This window comes from Actinomycetospora cinnamomea (assembly GCF_003096675.1).
In the GTDB taxonomy this organism is placed as follows: Bacteria; Actinomycetota; Actinomycetes; order Mycobacteriales; family Pseudonocardiaceae; genus Actinomycetospora; species Actinomycetospora cinnamomea.
Genome location: NZ_QEKW01000005.1, coordinates 58,764 through 77,748 on the forward strand (window position 1 = coordinate 58,764; position 18,985 = coordinate 77,748).

An 18,985-nucleotide genomic window follows, 5' to 3' on the forward strand; every position below is an offset into this window, starting at 1 on the left:
GGTACACGACGGACCGCACCCGAACGGACGACGACGTCGGTGGGAGAACCCGGATGGCGCGAGCACGCAGGAACGACGACCGGCGGCCCCCGGCCGAGGTCACGGCGCAGGTCCGGGAAGTGTGGCGCGACGTGCTGCGCCGGGACCCGCACCAGCGGCTGTTCCACGGGGACGTGCGCGGTGTGCTGACCAGCATCGGCCCGGTGCTCGCCGAGCATCCCGAGTACGTCGACGTGGTCGGGCGTCTGTGCGAGCCCGAGCGCCAGATCGTCTTCCGGGTGCCGTGGGTCGACGACGCCGGGCGCACGCGTGTCAACCGCGGCTTCCGCGTCCAGTTCAACTCCGCGCTCGGCCCCTACAAGGGCGGCCTGCGGTTCGCGCCGTCGCTGGACCTCGACACGGTCAAGTTCCTCGGCTTCGAGCAGGTGTTCAAGAACGCGCTGACCGGCCAGGACATCGGCGGCGGCAAGGGCGGCGCCGACGTCGACCCCAAGACCTGCTCGCCGGGTGAGCTGATGCGCTTCTGCCAGGCGTTCGGGACCGAGCTCGCCGCCCACGTCGGGGCCGCCACCGACGTGCCCGCCGGCGACATGGGCGTCGGGCCGCGGGAGATCGGCTGGATCTACGGCCAGTACCAGCGCATCATCGGCTTCCACGAGCCCGGCGCGTTCACGGGCAAGCCGTTCGTGCTCGGCGGGTCGGCGCTGCGGCCCGAGGCCACCGGCTACGGCGTCGTCTACTTCACCCAGCGCATGCTCGCCGAGCAGGGCCGCGACCTCGACGGCGCCCGCGTCGTCGTCTCCGGCAGCGGCAACGTGGCGACCTACGCCATGGACCGGGCGATCACCGCGGGGGCGACCGTCGTGGGCTGCTCGGACTCGCGCGGCGCGATCTCCGAGCCCGACGGTGTCGACGTCGATGCGCTGCGCGAGGTCAAGGCCCGGGGCGGCTCGGTGGCCGACTACGCCGAGAAGCGCTCGGGCGCCACGACCTCCTCGGCGTCGCCGTTCACGCTGGAGTGCGACGTCGCCCTGCCGTGCGCGACGCAGAACGAGATCGGCCCCGCCGAGGCGCGCACCCTCGTGGAGAACGGGTGCTGGGTCGTCGTCGAGGGCGCCAACGGGCCGGTCACCCCGGCCGCGCGCGAGGTGCTGCGCGACGCCGGCGTCGGCTTCGGTCCCGGCAAGGCGGCCAACGCCGGCGGCGTGGCCGTCTCGGCCCTGGAGATGCAGCAGAACGCCGGCCGCGAGCGCTGGCGCGCCGAGGACGTCGACGAGAGCCTCTTCCGGATCATGAGCGACATCCACGACCGCGCCCGTCACGCCGGCGAGCGCTACTGCGGCGACCCCACCGACTACGAGAACGGCGCCAACGCCGCCGGCTTCCTGCGCGTCGCGGACGCGGTGCACAGCCTCGGTGTGGTGTAGGACGGCACCCATGGAGCGCGTCACACCGGCCCCCTTCAGCTTCACCGAGCTGACGCCCACGGCCTTCCTCGACCGGTCGGCGCACGCGTTCGCCTCCCGCGACGCGATCGTCGACGAGGGAGTCCGCTTCACCTACGCCGAGTTCGGGGCGCGCTCGCGGCGGCTCGCCGGCGCCCTGCACGAGCTCGGTATCGAGCCGGGTGACCGCGTCGCGGCGCTGTGCACGAACAGCCACGTGATGCTCGAGTGCCACCACGGCGTGCCCTACGCGGGCGCGGTGCTCGTGCCGCTGAACACCCGGCTCTCGGTCGACGAGATCGTCCACATCGTCGAGCACTCCGGCGCGCGCCTGCTGATCGTCACCCGCGAGCTCGTGACGCAGGCGCGGGCGGTCGCCGAGCGGACCGGCGTGGAGCTCGTCGAGGAGGGCGAGCGCTACGAATCGATCGTGGCCGAGGCCCCGGAGCGGGTCGTGCCCGTCGGCGACGAGCGCGGTCTGCTCGCGATCAACTACACCTCGGGCACGACCGGGCGACCCAAGGGCGTCATGTACCACCACCGGGGCGCGAACCTGCAGGCCCTGGCCATGGCGTTCCACCTGCGGCTCGAGCCCGCCTCGCGCTACCTGTGGACGCTGCCGATGTTCCACTGCGACGGCTGGTGCTTCCCCTGGGCGGTCACGGCGGCCGGCGCGCTGCACGTGTGCCTGCGGGCGATCGACGCCGAGGAGATCTGGCGTCTCATCCGCACCGAGGGCGTCACCCACTACTGCGCGGCGCCCACCGTGCTGACGATGATCGCCCACGCGCAGGCCGCGAAGGAGGGCCCGGCGCCCGAGCGCGTCACGGTCGCGACGGGCGGGGCCCCGCCCTCCCCGACGCTGCTGGCGCAGATGGACGAGCTCGGCATGTCGATCACCCACCTCTACGGCCTGACCGAGACCTACGGCCCGGCCGCGGTCAACGACTGGCAGCCGGAGTGGGACCACCTCGACGCGACCGAGCAGGCGCGGCTCAAGGCCCGTCAGGGGGTCGGCAACGTGATCGCGCAGCGGCTGCGCGTGCTCGACGAGCAGACCGGCGTGGAGGTGCCGTCCGACGGCGAGACGATGGGCGAGCTCGTGCTGCGCGGCAACGACGTCATGCTCGGCTACTACCGCGACCCCGAGGCCACCGCCGAGGTGGATGCCAGAATTCCGGGAGAGCATGCCGATAGGGGGTGGTTCCGGACCGGTGACCTCGGCGTCGTGCACCCCGACGGCTACGTGGAGATCCGCGACCGCAGCAAGGACGTGATCATCTCCGGTGGGGAGAACATCGCGTCGGTCGAGGTCGAGCGCGTGCTGGACAGCCACCCCGCGGTCATCGAGTCGGCGGTGGTCGGCGCCCCGGACGAGCGGTGGGGCGAGGTGCCCGTGGCGTACGTGGCGGTGCGCGAGGAGGTCGCCCCGGACGAGCTGATCGCGCACGTGCGCACCCACCTGGCCCGGTTCAAGGCCCCGAAGCGGATCGTGTTCGGCGAGCTGCCGAAGACGTCCACCGGGAAGATCCAGAAGAACGTGCTCCGCGATCAGGGGTGAGGGTCGGTCCGCGCTGCGGTGTCGGCTTCCGTCCGGTCCGAGACGGGTGCACAGTGAGGGGCGTCACGGCACGTGAGGAGGGGTGCGCCATGGCGACCTCACGATGGGGCCGGCTCTTCGGCCGCGGATCGAGGGCCGGTCGCGACGACCGGGCGACCGACACCACGCCGCCCGCGTACACGGGCATCGGTGCGCCCCGCCCCTACGACCCGCCGCCCGGGGCGCCCGGCCCCCCGCCGCCGGCCGGACCGGCCGCACCGCGGCTCGCCGACCCGGCGCCGACCCGCGTCGGCCCACCGGTGCCCGGCCCGCGTCCCGCCCCGTCCCCGTACGAGCACGCCTCGACGGTGACGCGCGCGCAGTACGACGAGGCGGTCCGGCGCCGCCGGGCGGCCGACCAGCAGGTGGGCGTGTTCGAGCGCTTCGAGGCCAAGCTGACCGAGCAGATCCACCACGCGACCGAGCAGGAGCGGCACGACTACGTGCGCGAGCTGCTGAGCCGGCGCATCGCCGTGCGGTCGCGGCTCGAGGAGGCGACCCTGCGGCGCAACCGGCTCCTCGAGCGCGAGCAGGAGCTCGGCGCGGGCCTCGCGCCGTCGGCGGGGTGGCGGTGACGTCCTGCGCCGTCCTGGCGCCGGCGTCCTACCGCTGGGCGGTGGGCACCACGTAGACCGCGGTGCCGTAGGCGGCGATCTCGCTCGCGGAGTTGGCGATCTCGTTGCAGTCGAAGCGCATCGCCAGCACCGCGTTCGCGCCGCGCGCCAGCGCCTCCTGCGACAGCCGCGCCAGGGCCTCGTGCCGCGAGTCCGACAGCAGCTTCGACAGCCCCTTGAGCTCGCCGCCCGCCATCGCCTTGAAGCCCGCACCCATGGTCGAGAACATGTTGCGGCTGCGGACGGTGAGGCCGAAGACCTCGCCGAAGACGCGGACGACCTGGTAGCCGGGCAGGTCGTTCATCGTCGAGAGCAGGATCGGGTACTGCTGCCCCCCGTACTGGAACTGTTGGTCCTGCTGCTGCGGCTGCACGGCGCGGAGCGTAGCGGCGCGCGATCGCGCCCCGGGCGACGTCACCCCGGGCGGGCGTGCAGGGCCGCGCGCGTCATGGCGACGAGCACCGGCGCGGCGACCGCGGCGCGGGTGTGGCCCGCGCTGCGGGGGGTCGAGTTCATCAGCCCGAACGCCGCGTGCGCACCGACCCGCGCGGTCTCCTCGCCGGCCGCGAGCCCCGCGCGCCGCAGCGCGTCCACCCAGATCTCGACGTACGCCCGCTGCAGCCCCCGCACGCGGCGCCGGGCGGCGTCGGGGAGGTTGGCGAGATCCCGGTCCTGCACGGTGATGAGCTCGGGCTGGCGCAGCGCGAAGTCGGTGTGGAACGCGATGAGCGCGTCGAGCAGCGCGTCCGGGTCGCCGTGCTCGGCGGCGAGCTCCTGTCCGCCGGCGAGCAGGTGCTCGCTGATGCCGACGAGCATCTCGGCGAGCAGGCCCTCCTTCGACGGGAAGTGGCGGTAAAGCGCCGGGCCGCTGACGCCCACCGCCGCGCCGATGCCGTCGATGGACACCCCGTGGAAGCCGTGGCGGGCGAACAGCCGCGCGGCCTCGGCGAGGATCTGCTCGCGGCGGGACGTCGTGACGGGCACGCTCGCACCCTACGACCCCTTGCCAGGGGACGTGAACGAACGCTAACGTGAATGAGCGTTAACACGACGAGGAGGTCGAGCGTGGCCGCGCCGAGCACCGACCACGTGCGTGATCTTTCGAGCTATAGCTCAGAAGATCACGCACATAGGGGCCACCGCGCGCTCGTCGCCGACCTGCGGGAGCGGCTGGCCGCCGCGCGGCTCGGCGGGCCGGAGCGCTCGCGGGAGCGCCACGTCGAGCGGGGCAAGCTCCTGCCGCGCGACCGGGTGGACGCGCTGCTCGACCCGTCGAGCCCGTTCCTGGAGCTCTCGCCGCTTGCGGCGACGGGGATGTACGGCGACGCCGCGCCGGGCGCGGGGATCATCACCGGGGTCGGGCGCATCGCCGGGCGCGAGTGCGTGGTCGTCGCCAACGACGCCACCGTCAAGGGCGGCACCTACTACCCGATGACGGTGAAGAAGCACCTGCGCGCCCAGGAGGTGGCGCTGCACAACCGGCTGCCGTGCGTCTATCTCGTCGACTCGGGCGGGGCGTTCCTGCCCGAACAGGACCAGGTGTTCCCCGACCGCGAGCACTTCGGGCGCATCTTCTACAACCAGGCGACGATGTCCGGGCTGGGCATCCCCCAGATCGCCGCGGTGCTGGGCTCGTGCACCGCCGGCGGCGCCTACGTCCCTGCGATGAGCGACGAGGCGATCATCGTCCGCGACCAGGGCACGATCTTCCTCGGCGGCCCGCCGCTGGTGAAGGCGGCGACGGGCGAGGAGGTCACCGCCGAGGAGCTCGGCGGCGGGGTGCTGCACGCGCGCACCTCCGGCGTCGTCGACCACCTCGCCGACGACGACGCGCACGCCCTGTCGATGGTGCGCGACATCGTCGAGACGCTCGGGCCGCGACGGAACGGTCAGCCGCCCCCGTGGGAGCGCCGCCCCACCGTGGAGCCGCGGCACGACCAGACGGAGCTCTACGACATCGTCCCCGTCGACGGGCGCACCGCCTACGACGTGCACGAGGTGATCACGCGGCTGGTCGACGGGCCCTCGGGATCCTCCGCAGCGTTCACCCCGTTCAAGCCCGACTACGGCACGACGCTGCTCACCGGGTTCGCGCGGCTGCACGGGCACCCGGTGGGGATCGTCGCGAACAACGGCGTGCTGTTCCGCGAGTCGGCGCTCAAGGGCGCGCACTTCGTGCAGCTGTGCGACCAGCGCGGCATCCCGCTGGTGTTCCTGCAGAACATCACCGGGTTCATGGTGGGCCGCGAGTACGAGGCCGGCGGGATCGCGAAGGACGGCGCCAAGATGGTCACCGCCGTGGCCACGACGCGCGTGCCCAAGCTGACCGTGGTGATCGGCGGGAGCTACGGCGCCGGCAACTACGCGATGAGCGGGCGGGCCTACTCGCCGCGCTTCCTGTGGATGTGGCCCAACGCGCGGATCAGCGTCATGGGCGCCGAACAGGCGGCGACCGTGCTCGGGACGGTCGGGTCCTCCGACGCCGAGGGCGTGCGGGAGCAGTACGAGCGCCAGGGCCACCCCTACTACTCCACCGCGCGGCTGTGGGACGACGGCGTCATCGACCCCGCCGACACCCGCACGGTCCTCGGGCTGGCCCTGTCGGCGTGCGCCAACGCGCCCCTCGACCCGCCGCACTTCGGCGTCTTCCGGATGTGAGGGGCATGTTCTCCAGCGTCCTCATCGCCAACCGCGGCGAGATCGCCGTGCGGATCACGCGGACCCTGCACGCGCGGGGCCTGCGGGCGGTGGCCGTGTACACCGATCCCGACGCCGGCGCGCCCCACGTGGCGGCCGCCGACGTCGCGGTCCGCGTGCCCGACTACCTCGACGGCGCCGCCATCCTCGCCGCCGGGCAGCAGGCCGGCGCCGAGGCCGTCCACCCCGGCTACGGCTTCCTCGCCGAGAACGCCGCGTTCGCCCGCCAGGTCGAGCAGGCGGGCCTGGTCTGGATCGGCCCGCCCGCGGCGGCCATCGAGGCCATGGGCGACAAGATCCGGGCCAAGGCCACGGTCGGGCCGGCGGGCGTCCCGCTCGTGCCCGGCTCGTCCTCAAACGCTGACGGCACCGGCCTCGACGACGCCGCCGTCGCCGCCGCGGCCCGCGACATCGGCTTCCCCGTGCTGCTCAAGCCCAGCGCGGGCGGGGGCGGCAAGGGCATGCACGTCGTCACGGGCGACGCCGACCTCGACGACGCCATCGCCGCCGCCCGCCGCGAGGCCCGCGGCTCCTTCGGCGACGACACGTTGCTCGTCGAGCGCTACGTCACCGACCCGCGGCACATCGAGATCCAGGTGCTCGCCGACGCCCACGGCACGGTCGTGCACCTCGGCGAGCGCGAGTGCTCGCTGCAGCGGCGTCACCAGAAGGTGGTCGAGGAGGCCCCGTCGGCGGTGCTCGACGGGCGGCAGCGCCACGCGATGGGGGAGGCCGCGGTCGAGGCCGCCCGCGCGTGCGGCTACGTCGGCGCCGGCACGGTCGAGTTCGTCACGAACGCCGACGCGAGCGAGTTCTTCTTCCTCGAGATGAACACGCGCCTGCAGGTGGAGCACCCGGTCACCGAGGAGGTCGTGCGCATCCGCGGCCGCCGGCTCGACCTCGTCGCCGAGCAGCTGCGCGTCGCCGCCGGCGAGCCCCTGGACTACGACCAGGGCGACATCCGGATCGAGGGCCACGCCGTCGAGGTGCGCCTCTACGCCGAGGACCCGGCGCGCGGGTTCCTGCCCACCGGCGGGCGTGTGCTGGATCTGGTGTGGCCGGACGACGCACGGGTGGACGCGGGCGTCGCGGTGGGCACGGAGGTCGGGTCGCGCTACGACCCGATGCTCGCGAAGATCATCACCAGCGGCCCGACCCGCGCCGCCGCCCTCGACCGTCTCGACGCCGCGCTGGCGTCCACCACGGTGCTCGGGCTGCGCACCAACCTCGCGTGGCTGCGCACGCTGCTGGCGCACCCCGACGTCCGCGCCGGCCGCCTCGACACCGGTCTCATCGGCCGCCTCGACGCGCCGGCCGACACCGTGCCCGGCGACGTCCTCGCCGCCGCGGCGCTCGCCGGCCTGCTCGACCTGCCCGCCGGCGACGCCCCCTTCGACCGGCTCGGCGGCTGGCGTCTCGGCGCCGACCCGGCGCCCGCCCGCTGGCGGCTCGCCCCCGCGGCCGGGGCGAGCGGAGACCCCGTCGACGTCGCCGTCGCCGGCCCGGCGGACCAGGCACTCGTCACCGTCGACGGGCGCGACCGGCGGGCCTCCGCCCACCGCGACGGGGCCACTCTCGTCGTCACGCTCGACGGCGCCACCCGCGGCTACCGCACCGCGGTGGCGGACGGGGTCCGGTGGCTCGCCCGCGACGGTGACGCCTGGGCGCTGCGCGAGCAGGAACGGCTGCGCGCCGCCCGCACCGCCGGCGGCCACGCCGACGGTCCGCTGACCGCGCCGATGCCGGGCACGGTCACCGCCGTCGAGGTCGCCGAGGGCGACCACGTCACCGCCGGCCAACGCCTCGTCGTCGTCGAGGCCATGAAGATGGAGCACGTCGTGTCGGCACCGGTCGACGGCGTCGTGAAGGACCTGGCCGCGAAGCCCGGCGCCGCCGTCGCCCTCGACGCGCCGCTGGTCACCGTGGTGCCCGAACCGGGAGAATGATCATGCTGTTGTCCGACGAGCACGAGGCCCTGCGCGCGACCGTCGAGGAGTTCGCGCAGAAGGAGGTCGCGCCCGTCATCGGCGACCTCTACATCAAGGAGCGCTTCCCGTACGACCTCGTCAAGACCATGGGCGAGATGGGCCTGTTCGGCCTGCCCGTGCCCGAGGAGTTCGGCGGGATGGGGGGCGACTACGTCGCGCTGTGCGTCGCGCTGGAGGAGCTCGGGCGGGTCGACCAGTCGGTGGCGATCACCCTCGAGGCAGGGGTGTCGCTGGGGATCATGCCGATCCTGCGCTTCGGGTCCGACGAGCAGCAGCAGCGGTGGCTGCCCGACCTCGCCGCCGGCCGGACGCTCGGGGCCTTCGGGCTGACCGAGGCCGGAGGCGGGTCCGACGCCGGCGCCACCCGCACCACCGCGAAGCTCGACGGCGGTTCAACTGAGCACGCCGATAGGGGCTGGGTGATCAACGGGACGAAGGCGTTCATCACCAACTCCGGCACCGACATCACCTCCCTGGTCACGGTCACGGCGGTCACCGACCGCGGCGAGGACGGGAAGAAGGAGATCTCGGCGATCCTCGTCCCGTCCGGCACGCCGGGGTTCACGGTCGCGCCGAGCTACTCGAAGGTCGGCTGGAACGCCTCGGACACCCACGAGCTCGCGTTCGACGACTGCCGGGTGCCGGAGGAGAACCTCGTCGGCCAGCGCGGGCGGGGCTACGCCCAGTTCCTGTCGATCCTCGACGAGGGCCGTGTCGCCATCGCCGCGCTGTCCACCGGCGCGGCGCAGGGCTGCGTCGACGAGTCGCTGCGCTACGCCCGCGAGCGCGAGGCCTTCGGGGCGACGATCGGGACCTACCAGGGCATCCAGTTCAAGATCGCCGAGATGGAGGCCCGCACCGTCTGCGCCCGCCTCGCGTGGCACGACGCGGCGGCGAAGATGGCTGCCGGTCGGCCGTTCAAGAAGGAGGCCGCCGTCGCCAAGCTGGTGAGCTCCAACGCGGCGATGGACAACGCCCGCGACGCGACCCAGATCTTTGGCGGCTACGGATTCATGAACGAGTACCCGGTGGCCCGGCACTACCGCGACTCGAAGATCCTCGAGATCGGCGAGGGCACCAGCGAGGTCCAGAAGATCCTCATCGCCCGTCACCTGGGGCTCTAGCCGCGGCGAAGCCGCACCTCTCGCAGGGCCAGGAACAGCGGGAACGTGAACGCCACGGCGATGACGAAGCTCAGCACGACCAGCAGCCCGATCGTGACGGGGCGGAAGCCGAGGCGGCGGCCCTCGACGACGATGAGCACGCAGGCCGCGGCGCCCGCGACGAGGATGTCGACGGCCGCGGAGGAGCTCGCGGCGTTGGCGAACCACCCGCCGAGGTAGTCGCCGCCGCCGCCGAGGAAGAACGCGAGGTTGAACCACCACGTCCCGACCAGCCCGACGAGCGACAGGACGAGGTACACGCCGACGAGGGCCGGGCTGCCGGTGCGGGTGCGGGATGCGGTCGTCATCGGGGCTCCAGGACGGTCGGGGCCGGGCGCTGCGAGCGACGCGCACCCGTCCGCAGGACGGCGAGGGCGGCGCCGGCCGTCGCGACGAGCAGGGCGGCCGCCGCAGCGAGGGTGACGCCGTCCGGGGCGATGATCGGCTGGCCGCGCAGGGCCTGCCACACGAGCAGGAGGGTCAGCCCCGCCCAGGCGGCACCGGCGACCCCGATCAGCCGCGCTCGCACACGGACGTCGCGGAGCACGGGCACGCGGGGCGCGAGGAGGAGGAGCGCGAGCGCCAGCAGGGGCAGTCCCTGCAGCGCGTGCAGGCCCACGAAGTGCCCGATGCGCAGGTCGCCGCCGGTGGTGCTCCAGCCGAGCAGCGGCAGGCCGGGTCCGCCGTCGGGCACACCGACCGCGTGCGCGCCGACCGTCGGCATCGTGCCGGTGGCCCGGGCCGCCGCGATCTGCGCCCCCGTCGGGCCGGTCATGAGGAAGGCCGTGCCCATCCCGAGCAGGGTCACCCCCAGGCCGAGCCGGACGGCCCACGCGGTGTCGGCGCGCAGCGTGCGCTCGCGCAGCAGCAGGACCCCGATGGCGGCGGTGGCGACCCAGAGCACCACGATCGTCGTGCCCATGACCGCCCATGCCGCCGTGTCCAGTGGCGTCGCGACGTTGAAGTGGCTGGCCCGGCCCCGCAGCACCTGCCCGACGATCGCGACCATCTCGATCGTCCCGGCCACCGCGACGACGGTGCCGGCGCCGCGGGCCCACCGGCGTGTCCGTGGTGCGGTGACGAGGGAGATCATCCAGGCGAGGGTGGCGGAGTAGAGGACGAGGCTGATCGAGAACTTGAGCGGCTTGGCCCAGATCGGCTGGCCGCCGAGCTGGCGTGGGTCGAGCGCGAGCCCGGCCAGGCACACGAGGGTGAGGACGGCCGTGGCCCCGGTGAACGCGGCGAGGGTGCGGTGGTCCCGAACGACCGAGCGGATAGTGGAAGTATCCATAGATGGAGAGTAGAACTATCCGCAGTGGTCGTCCAGAGGGGAGCGGGATGCGGGTCGCCGAGCTGAGCCGCCGGACCGGCGTGAGCGTCGCGTCGATCAAGTACTACCTGCGCGAGGGCCTGCTGCCGCCCGGCGAGCGCACGAGCCCCAACCAGGCCTCGTACGGCGAGGAGCACGTGCGCCGGCTGCGCCTGGTCCGGGCGCTCATCGACGTCGGCGGGCTCTCGGTCGCGGGCACCCGCGACGTGCTCGCGGCCGTCGACGCCGACGACGTCGCGCTGCACCACGTGCTCGGCGCGACCCAGGACGCGCTGCTCGGCGAGCCCGCCGCCACCGACGACGACGCCACCGAGCGGGCCGGGAAGCTCCTCGACGACCTCGTCGCGCGGCGGGGCTGGCGGGTCACACCGACCAACCCCGGGCGGCGCGCCGTCGTCGAGATCCTCGCGACCAGCGAGCGCCTGGGCACCGACGTGCTCGCCGGCCTGCTCGACACCTACGCCGAGACGCTGGAGCCCCTGGCCCGCCGGGAGGTCGGCGCCGTCGTCGCGCGCAGCGACCGCGAGGACGTCGTCGAGAGCGCGGTCCTGGGCACCGTACTGGGTGCGGGGCTCATCTCGGCGCTGCGCACCATGGCCCACGAGTCCGCGTCGGCGGAGCTGGCCTCCGGTGCGGCGCCGCCACCGGAGGGTTAGCGTCCGGGCCGTGGCCGCACAGATCGACTTCTCGTCCCGCATCGGCGTCTGGTGGACCAGCGACACCTGGGCGATCCAGGACGCGCAGCAGGTCGCCCGGGACATCGAGGCGATGGGCTACGGCTCGCTGTTCTACGGCGAGGCCTACGGCAAGGAGACGCTGACCCAGGCCGGGGCGTTCCTCGCCGCCACCGATCGGCTCGTCGTCGGCACCGGCATCGCCAACATCCACGCCCGCGACCCCATCGCCGCCGAGAGCGGCGGGCGCACGCTCACCGCGCTGCACCCGGGGCGGTTCGTGCTCGGGCTCGGGGTCAGCCACGCGCCGCTGGTCGAACGCGGGCGCGGCGGGCGCTACGAGAAGCCGCTGGCCACGATGCGCGACTACCTGCAGCGGATGGCCGCGGTGCCCGAGCAGGTCGAGCCCGGCGCCGGGCGTCCGGCGCGGCTCGTCGCCGCCCTGGGCCCGAAGATGATCGAGCTGGCGGGGTCGGAGACCGACGGGGTGCACCCCTACCTCGTCACCCCGGAGCAGACCGCCACGACCCGCAAGGCGCTGGGCCCGGACAAGTGGGTGGTCTCCGAGCAGGCCGTGGCGGTCGGCGACGACGCCGACGACGCGCTGCGCCGGGCCCACCAGCACCTCGAGATCTACTCGGGGCTGCCGAACTACCGGAACTCGTGGCTGCGCCACGGCTTCGAGGAGTCCGACCTGGTCCGCGGGGGCTCCGAGCGGCTCGCGAAGGCGCTGGTCGGCATGGGCGACCTCGACACGGTCGCGGCGTCGGTGACGGCGCACCTCGACGCGGGCGCGGACCACGTGCTGATCCAGGCCCTGGGTGACCGGGCGGGCGGGGGACCTATGGCCGACCCCCGCCCGGCGCTGAAGGAGCTGGCGGGCGCGCTCGACCTACGTGCGTGATCTTCTGAGCTATAGCTCAGAAGATCACGCACATGTCAGCGGGTGTCGGTGCGGATCGGGTGGCCCGGGGGGATCTCGACGAGGACGATCGCGCGGCCGTCGGGGTCGGCGATCCAGCACTCGTCGAGCCCCCACGGCTCGCGGCGCGGCTCCCGGGTGATCGTCACCCCGCGTCCGCGGAGCTCGGCCACCGTGTCCGGTAGCGACCGCACCTGCAGCCACAGCGCATCGTCGCCGATCGTCACCGCGCCGGCCTTCGACAGCTCCAGGTAGCCCGTGCCGAGGAAGAACACGACGCCGCCGGGGAACTCGCGGGCCACCGCGAGCCCGAGGACCTCGGCGTAGAACGCGCGGGAGACCTCCCAGTCGCGCGGGCGCACGAGGATGCGGCTCGACAGGATCTCCACGCCAGGTCCCTCCGTCCGGGGTCACGATTGACCCGGCGGTCGGCGGGAAGACCCACCGCGTGAGTTCTCCCGAGCCCGACCCGCGACGCTGGCGCGCCCTGGCGGTCTGCCTCATCGCCGGGTTCATGACGTTGCTCGACGTCAGCATCGTCAACGTCGCCCTGCCCGCCATGCAGCGGGGGGTCGGCGCGTCGTCCGCCGAGCTGTCCTGGGTCGTCTCCGGCTACGCGCTGACCTTCGGCCTCGTGCTCGTCGCGTCCGGGCGCCTCGGCGACGACCGTGGCCGCAAGAAGATGTTCCTCATCTCGCTGGCGCTGTTCACGCTGACCAGCGCCGCGGCCGGGATCGCACCGAACGCGGAGACGCTGGTCGCCGCCCGCCTCCTGCAGGGCGCGGCCGGCGGCATGCTGAACCCGCAGGTCATCGGGTTCATCCAGCAGCTGTTCCAGGGTCGCGAGCGGGGCCGGGCGTTCGGTCTGTTCGGCGCGGCGATCGGCGTCTCCACCGCGATCGGTCCCCTGCTCGGCGGCCTGCTGCTCGAGTGGGGCGGGGAGGCGGACGGCTGGCGCTGGGTCTTCTACGTCAACGTGCCGATCGGCGTCCTCGCCCTCGTGCTGGGCGCGCGCCTGCTGCCCCGCGACACCGTCACCGGGGGTGAGCGGCAGCCCCTCGACGCGGTCGGCGCGCTCCTGCTCGGCGGCGCGGTGGTCTCGCTGATGATCCCGCTCGTGCTCTCCGAGCGGGACCCGGCGAGCGCGCCGTGGTGGTTGCTCGCGGCGTTCGTCGTCCTGCTCGTCGCCTTCGTGTCCTGGGAGCGCCGCGCCCGCCGCGTCCACGGGCACCCGCTGGTCGACTTCGCGTTGCTGCGCACCCGCAGCTACGCGCTGGGCACCTCCCTGGGCCTGCTCTACTTCGCCGGCTTCACCGCGATCTTCTTCGTCACCACGCTCTTCCTCCAGACCGGCCGCGGCTACACGCCCCTGCAGGCCGGCCTCGCCCTCACCCCGTTCGCGCTCGGCTCGGCCGTGTCGTCGGCGATCGGGGGACGGCTCGTGTCGCGGCTGGGCAAGCCGCTGGTGGTGGGCGGCCTCGTCGCCGTCGCGGTCGGGCTGATCGCGGTCGACATCGTCCTGCGCCTCGACCCGGAGCAGGTCGGCTGGGCGATCGCCGGACCGCTGCTCGTCGCCGGTCTCGGCAGCGGGTTCGTCATCGCGCCGAACCAGACGCTGGCGCTCGAGGAGGTGCCCGCCCGCGAGGGCGGTACGGCCGCCGGCGTCCTCCAGACCGGGCAGCGCGTCGGGTCGGCGATCGGGATCTCCGCGGTCGGCGCCGTGTTCTTCGGCCAGCTCGCGAGTACGGGCGGCGACTGGTCGCGCGCCATCAGCCTCGGCCTGCTCGGCGCCGTCGGCTTCGTCGTCCTCGCCCTCGTGCTCGGGGTGGTCGACCTGCTCGTCGGGCGACGCCGTCAGCCGTCGCCCGGCGCGGCGCCCGACGCGGAGCCCGACGCTGAGACCGCCGCTGAGACCGCCGAGGTCGGCGACGCCGACGCCGACGCGACCGACCAGGCGGCGCTCCCGCCGGGGCTCCACGGGCGGGTGACCGACGCGCAGGGCGCGGCGGTCGGCGGCGCGACGCTGACGCTGGTGGGTCGCGACGGCGACGAGGCCGCCGTGGTGACGACCGGCGACGACGGCGTGTTCCGGCTGGTGCCGCCCGCGACCGGGACCTACCAGCTGGTCACGCGCGCGGGGGAGCACCGTCCGGACGTGGCGTGGGTGGACGTGTCCACCGGCGGCCGGGTCGTGCGCGACGTCGTGCTGGCCGGCCCGCAGCGGTCCACCGCGGGTTGACCCGGACCGCCGCGGGTATTCACCCGTTCGACAGCGTGCCGGCCGCGGCGCGCGGTGAGGAGGCGGTCATGGCGCAGGAGCACAAGGTCGACAACAAGGTCCAGGAGATGAAGGGCAAGGTCAAGGAGGGCGTCGGCCGGGCCGTCGGCAATGAGCGGCTCGAGGCCGAGGGCAAGAAGGACCAGACCGTCGGCAACCTCAAGAACGCCGGCGAGAAGGTCAAGGACGCGTTCCGCGACTGAGCCGCGGCGTGCCGGGGGTCGTCGGTGTCCGCGCCGACGACCCCCGCGCGGAGCTACAGCCGCTTCAGCGGCGGCGGGGCGACGCCGTCGTCACCGGCCAGCGACGCCTGCGCCGGCGACCGCGCCAGCAGCACGACGCTGCCCAGGGCGAGCACGAGCCCCAGGACGAACCCCCACATCCAGCCCGGCCGGATGCTGTCGCCCAGCGCCACGAGGCCCAGCAGGCCCGGCGCCAGGGTCTCCGTGACCGCCAGCACCGCCACCACGGGCCCGACGTGGCCCCGGCCCAGCGCCACGGTGTAGAGCGCGAGCCCCAGCACCGCGAAGCCGAGCAGCGCCCACACCGCCGGGTCGGCCATCAACTGTTGGGCCATGTCGCCGAGCGAGCCGTGCACGTCGATCAGCCGCACGGCCACCGCGGTTCCTCCGAACGCCAGCCCGGCGAGGAACGAGACGAGCATCGCCCGCCGGCTGCGGACGGCCACGGGGACGCCGACCGCGACCAGCACCCCGAAGGTCGCCAGCAGCGCCACCAACGCCCCGGTGGTCGGCACGAGCGGCTCCTCGTCGACGCTGGCGCTCGCCACCAGCAGCGCGAGCCCGACCACGTTCGCCACCGCGGCGGCGAGGTCGAGCCGGCGCAGCGGGGTGTCGAACACCCAGTGCGACGCCACGACCGTGATGGCCACCTGGCCGGCCACGATCGCCTGCACCGCCACGATCGGCATGAAGCGCAGCGCCACCACGGTGAGCACCCAGCCGCCGATGTCGAGGGCGAGACCCGAGAGGTACATGGGGTGCAGGACGACCGTCGCGGGCCGGCTCGCCCGCCGTGCGGCACTGGCCTCGAGCAGGGCGGCGCCGGCGTTGGCCCCCGCCGCGGCCAGCGCGGCGAGGAGCCCCAGGAGGAGCACGCTCCCAGTCTGCCTTGGGATGATCGCAGGGGTGGTGCCGCCGGGGATGGGCGCGTCGCCCGCCCGTCCCGCACCCCGCAGGAGGACTCGTGGCCCTCGACGCCACCGCCGTGTCGCTGCTGGTCCTCGGACTGCTCCTCGGGATGGCGGTGCTGGCCGACCGGCTCGCCGGCGGCGCGCTGTCGGCCGTGCCCGGGGCGCTGCGCGACACGGCCGTCGTGGCTGTCCTCGTCGCGGCGGCCGGCGCGGTGTTCGCGCTGGTCGCCACCGATCAGGCCCTCGTCGCCGCCGACTCCCCGGTGCTGTCGTGGGCGATCGCGCACCGCACACCCGGGCTGACCACGACCGCCGAGGTGGTCTCGCTGGTCGGGGGCACGGTCGGCACGGGCGGGCTCGCCGTGGTCTCGGCGGTGGTGCTCTTCGCGCGCGGTCACCGCCGCACGGCGGTCGTGTGGGTGGCCGGCGTCGCCGTCGGTGCGCTCACCATCCGCCTCGTCAAGCTGGCCGTGGAGCGCCCGCGGCCGCCGGAGGTGACGCGACTCGCGGAGGAGACCACCGCCTCGCTGCCGTCGGGGCACGCGCTGATGGCGGCGCTCGGGCTGGGCCTCACGGCCGCGGCGGTGAGCGCGCTGAGCGTGGGCACGCCGCGCGCGGGCGCGATCCGCGCGGTCGCGGTCGTGCTGGCCGTCGTCGGCGCCGCCGTCATCGGCGCCAGCCGCGTCTACCTGGGCGTCCACTGGACCACCGACGTCACCGCCGGCTGGCTGCTCGGTGCCGCCCTGGCCACGACCTGCGTCGCGCTCGCCCGTGTCCTCGACGCCCGCGCCCGCCTCGGGGACGCCCCTGACCACGAGCCCTCCGCCCGGCTCGGCGACGGTCCCTGACGGCACGGGGTCGTCGGTCGGTGAGCCCTCCACCACCCGAGGGAGTGGTCCGTCCGTCCGGCACCTCACCAACCGGCGCGTGATTGCTCCGTCCGTGATGATCTGCTTAGGCTTTCCTCGTCCGTTGAGGTGAACGAGGTGAGCCGTGGTTGCGGTACCGCTGCTCGTGCTGGGGTCACGCTTCTCCGGCCTCGTGACCGCACTCTTCCTCGCCCACCAGGGCTTCCCCGTGCACGTCCTCGAACGCGACCGGCCCGAGGACGTCGACGCCGGCCTCGCCGTGCTCACCCCGTCGGCGCTGCGCGAGCTCGCCGTCCTGGGTCTGGCCGACGCCGTGACCGCCGAGGCGTGGGAGCCGCGGCGCCTCGTGCACGCCGACGCACGGTCGGGCGCGGTCCTGCGCGTCGCCGACCTCGGGCCGGCGGTGCGCGCACGCTTCGGGCGTCCCTACGTGCTCGTCCCGCACGCCGTGCTGCGGGCGCTGCTGGTCGCCGCGTGCACGGCCGACGAGATGGTCACGGTCGAGTGGGGCCGCCGGGCCGCCGCCGTGGAGGACCTCGGCGACGCGGTGCTCGTCACCGACGAGGCGGGCGCCTCCTACCGCGCCGAGGCCCTCGTCGGCGCCGACGGTCCCGGCAGCCGCGTGCGCCCCCACCTTGGCGGCGGCCACGCCGTCTCCGGGCCCTACCTGCTGCACCGGGCCGCGGGGCCGCCCCCGCCCGACGACGTGCTGCGGCTGTGGTCGGCGCCGTCGCTGCACGTCACGCAGTCCGCGGTCCCCGACGGCACGGGGCACGTGTCGGTGACCGTGCGCGTCGACGCCCTCGACGAGGTCCACCGCGAGGGGATGCCCGCGCTGCTGACCCGGCTGCTCGACGGCACCGCGCCGGAGGTCCGCGCCACCGCCGGCCAGGCCGTCGGGACGCGACCGGTGGCCGTCCACCGCCACCACGCACCCCTGCAGCACGGCACGCGACACCGGATGACGGTGGTCGGCGGCGCGGCGCAGCCGATGCTGCCGCACACCGCCCAGGCGGTGGCCCTGGAGGTGCTCGACGCCGCGGCGCTGGGCCGGGCGTTCGACCACGCCGACGGGCGGATCGTGCCCGCGCTCGACGAGTACGCCCACGTCCGCGCGGCCCCGCGCGCCGCCGTCGCCGCGCGCGCCCACGACTTCGCCATCCTGTGCCACGGCGACGGCCTGCTCCGCCGCATGCGCGACCGGCTCTGGCGCGCCGACGCGATCGACGCCACCGCCGCGGTGGTCGACGCCACCGGGCGGGGGTCCTCCGGCGGCCCGTCGGCCCCGTCCGGCGGGCGGGCGCGGGCCCGCGCGGACCCGGCGGACCGGCCCGGGCCGATCGCGGGCTGAGCCCGGTCGCGGGCAGGATGCGGCCGCGTGAGCACCCCTGCGCTGACCGCCGACACCGCCGCCGTCAACGGGATCCGGCTGCACTTCCGCCGCGGCGGGGAGGGCCCGCCGGTGGTGCTCCTGCACGGCTGGCCGCAGACGGGGCACTGCTGGCGCCACGTGGCCGGCCCGCTCGCCGCCGACCACACGGTGATCGTCCCCGACCTGCGCGGCTACGGGGCCAGCGACAAGCCCACGAGCGGCTTCGACAAGCGCACCATGGCCGCGGACATCTCGGCGCTGGTACGCCACCTCGGGTTCGAGCGGACGGCGGTGGTGGGCCACGACCGGGGCGGGCGGGTCGCGCACCGGTGGGCGCTCGACCGCCCCGACGAGGTCTCGCGGCTCGCCGTCCTCGACATCGCCCCCACCCGCGCGACGTGGCAGCGCATGGACGCCGAGCTCGGCGCCAAGTACTGGCACTGGCTGTTCCACCTGCAGCCCGACCTGCCCGAGCGGCTCGCCGGCGCCGACGTCGAGGGCTACCTGCGCTACTTCCTCGAGAAGTGGACCTACGCCCGCGAGGGCCTCGAGCCGGCCGCAATCGCCGAGTACGTCCGCGCGTTCTCCCAGCCCGGTGCCCTGCGCTGCGGCTTCGACGACTACCGGGCCGACGCCGTGGACTCCCGGCACGACGAGGACGACCACGCGGCGGGCCGGCGCGTCGCGCAGCCGCTGCTGGCGCTGTGGGGCGCCGAAGGCGTGATGGGCACGACGCTGTCGCTGCTGGACCTGTGGCGCGAGTACGCCGCCGACGTGCGCGGGCGCGCGGTCGAGCGCTGCGGCCACTTCGTGCCCGAGGAGCGGCCCGAGGAGGTCGTCGACGAGTTGCGGGCGTTCCTCACGGAGGCAGGATGAGGGT

19 protein-coding genes are annotated in these 18,985 nt (G+C 74.6%); 13 read left to right on the forward strand and 6 right to left on the reverse strand.

Annotated features, from left to right (window positions below; all coding sequences use genetic code 11):
- Nucleotides 1-53: 53 nt before the first annotated feature.
- The 3 genes from gdhA to C8D89_RS29160 all read left to right on the forward strand — a co-directional run bounded on the left by gdhA (nt 54) and on the right by C8D89_RS29160 (nt 3,620).
- Entirely contained in the window at nt 54-1,427 is a 1,374-nt protein-coding gene (gdhA, locus tag C8D89_RS11435; protein ID WP_116708262.1) for an NADP-specific glutamate dehydrogenase, read from the forward strand.
- A gap of 10 nt (nt 1,428-1,437) precedes the next feature.
- On the forward strand, nt 1,438-3,006 hold the full coding sequence (locus C8D89_RS11440) for an acyl--CoA ligase family protein (protein ID WP_116708263.1): 1,569 nt from the start codon (nt 1,438-1,440) through the stop codon (nt 3,004-3,006).
- A gap of 89 nt (nt 3,007-3,095) precedes the next feature.
- Nucleotides 3,096-3,620 (forward strand): hypothetical protein, encoded by a 525-nt coding sequence (locus tag C8D89_RS29160; RefSeq protein WP_165825659.1) that lies wholly within the window; start codon nt 3,096-3,098, stop codon nt 3,618-3,620.
- Between the two features lie 28 nt (nt 3,621-3,648).
- Here C8D89_RS29160 and C8D89_RS11450 read toward each other — a convergent pair whose 3' ends face one another.
- The gene (locus C8D89_RS11450; protein ID WP_243418031.1) at nt 3,649-4,032 is read right to left on the reverse strand and encodes a YbjQ family protein; all 384 of its coding nucleotides are present in this window, start codon (nt 4,030-4,032) and stop codon (nt 3,649-3,651) included.
- 41 nt (nt 4,033-4,073) lie between these two features.
- On the reverse strand, nt 4,074-4,643 hold the full coding sequence (locus tag C8D89_RS11455) for an SACE_7040 family transcriptional regulator (protein WP_116708265.1): 570 nt from the start codon (nt 4,641-4,643) through the stop codon (nt 4,074-4,076).
- A 51-nt stretch (nt 4,644-4,694) separates the two neighbouring features.
- On the opposite strand from C8D89_RS11455, the gene C8D89_RS11460 reads away from it, so the two are divergent.
- The 3 genes from C8D89_RS11460 to C8D89_RS11470 are packed head-to-tail and all read left to right on the forward strand — an operon-like array spanning nt 4,695 to nt 9,468.
- Nucleotides 4,695-6,317, forward strand: coding sequence for an acyl-CoA carboxylase subunit beta (locus C8D89_RS11460; protein WP_116708266.1), 1,623 nt, complete (start codon nt 4,695-4,697; stop codon nt 6,315-6,317).
- A gap of 5 nt (nt 6,318-6,322) precedes the next feature.
- Nucleotides 6,323-8,302: an acetyl/propionyl/methylcrotonyl-CoA carboxylase subunit alpha gene (locus C8D89_RS11465; protein ID WP_116708267.1), complete on the forward strand. Its 1,980-nt coding sequence runs from the start codon at nt 6,323-6,325 to the stop codon at nt 8,300-8,302.
- Nucleotides 8,299-9,468 carry an acyl-CoA dehydrogenase family protein gene (locus C8D89_RS11470; RefSeq protein WP_423716963.1) on the forward strand — a complete coding sequence of 390 codons (1,170 nt, stop codon included), beginning with the start codon at nt 8,299-8,301 and terminating at the stop codon, nt 9,466-9,468. Before C8D89_RS11465 ends, C8D89_RS11470 begins: the two co-directional genes overlap by 4 nt.
- Here the strand turns inward: C8D89_RS11470 and C8D89_RS11475 are convergent.
- Both C8D89_RS11475 and C8D89_RS11480 read right to left on the reverse strand, forming a co-directional pair.
- Complete coding sequence (locus tag C8D89_RS11475) at nt 9,465-9,815, reverse strand: DUF2834 domain-containing protein (protein WP_116708268.1); 351 nt, start codon at nt 9,813-9,815, stop codon at nt 9,465-9,467. The genes C8D89_RS11470 and C8D89_RS11475 overlap by 4 nt on opposite strands.
- A complete protein-coding gene (locus C8D89_RS11480) occupies nt 9,812-10,798 on the reverse strand; it encodes a hypothetical protein (protein WP_243418032.1) in 987 nt (328 codons plus the stop codon). Before C8D89_RS11480 ends, C8D89_RS11475 begins: the two co-directional genes overlap by 4 nt.
- Before the next feature lie 47 nt (nt 10,799-10,845).
- Here C8D89_RS11480 and C8D89_RS11485 point away from each other — a divergent pair, with 47 nt between their 5' ends.
- Together C8D89_RS11485 and C8D89_RS11490 are read left to right on the forward strand one after the other, a co-directional pair.
- A complete protein-coding gene (locus C8D89_RS11485; RefSeq protein WP_116708269.1) occupies nt 10,846-11,493 on the forward strand; it encodes a MerR family transcriptional regulator in 648 nt (215 codons plus the stop codon).
- A gap of 10 nt (nt 11,494-11,503) precedes the next feature.
- Nucleotides 11,504-12,415, forward strand: coding sequence for an LLM class F420-dependent oxidoreductase (locus tag C8D89_RS11490; RefSeq protein ID WP_116708270.1), 912 nt, complete (start codon nt 11,504-11,506; stop codon nt 12,413-12,415).
- A 35-nt stretch (nt 12,416-12,450) separates the two neighbouring features.
- Here C8D89_RS11490 and C8D89_RS11495 read toward each other — a convergent pair whose 3' ends face one another.
- Nucleotides 12,451-12,822, reverse strand: a complete 372-nt coding sequence (locus tag C8D89_RS11495; RefSeq protein WP_116708271.1) for a VOC family protein — start codon at nt 12,820-12,822, stop codon at nt 12,451-12,453.
- A 59-nt stretch (nt 12,823-12,881) separates the two neighbouring features.
- On the opposite strand from C8D89_RS11495, the gene C8D89_RS11500 reads away from it, so the two are divergent.
- Both C8D89_RS11500 and C8D89_RS11505 read left to right on the forward strand, forming a co-directional pair.
- Nucleotides 12,882-14,672 (forward strand): MFS transporter, encoded by a 1,791-nt coding sequence (locus tag C8D89_RS11500; RefSeq protein ID WP_207787180.1) that lies wholly within the window; start codon nt 12,882-12,884, stop codon nt 14,670-14,672.
- Between the two features lie 68 nt (nt 14,673-14,740).
- Nucleotides 14,741-14,914, forward strand: a complete 174-nt coding sequence (locus C8D89_RS11505; RefSeq protein ID WP_116708511.1) for a CsbD family protein — start codon at nt 14,741-14,743, stop codon at nt 14,912-14,914.
- 53 nt (nt 14,915-14,967) lie between these two features.
- Here C8D89_RS11505 and C8D89_RS11510 read toward each other — a convergent pair whose 3' ends face one another.
- On the reverse strand, nt 14,968-15,828 hold the full coding sequence (locus C8D89_RS11510; protein WP_116708272.1) for a hypothetical protein: 861 nt from the start codon (nt 15,826-15,828) through the stop codon (nt 14,968-14,970).
- A gap of 89 nt (nt 15,829-15,917) precedes the next feature.
- Here C8D89_RS11510 and C8D89_RS11515 point away from each other — a divergent pair, with 89 nt between their 5' ends.
- The 3 genes from C8D89_RS11515 to C8D89_RS11525 all read left to right on the forward strand — a co-directional run bounded on the left by C8D89_RS11515 (nt 15,918) and on the right by C8D89_RS11525 (nt 18,981).
- A complete protein-coding gene (locus C8D89_RS11515; protein WP_116708273.1) occupies nt 15,918-16,712 on the forward strand; it encodes a phosphatase PAP2 family protein in 795 nt (264 codons plus the stop codon).
- A gap of 145 nt (nt 16,713-16,857) precedes the next feature.
- A complete protein-coding gene (locus C8D89_RS11520; RefSeq protein WP_116708274.1) occupies nt 16,858-18,084 on the forward strand; it encodes an FAD-dependent monooxygenase in 1,227 nt (408 codons plus the stop codon).
- A 27-nt stretch (nt 18,085-18,111) separates the two neighbouring features.
- Complete coding sequence (locus tag C8D89_RS11525) at nt 18,112-18,981, forward strand: alpha/beta fold hydrolase (protein ID WP_243418033.1); 870 nt, start codon at nt 18,112-18,114, stop codon at nt 18,979-18,981.
- Nucleotides 18,982-18,985 lie beyond the last annotated feature (4 nt).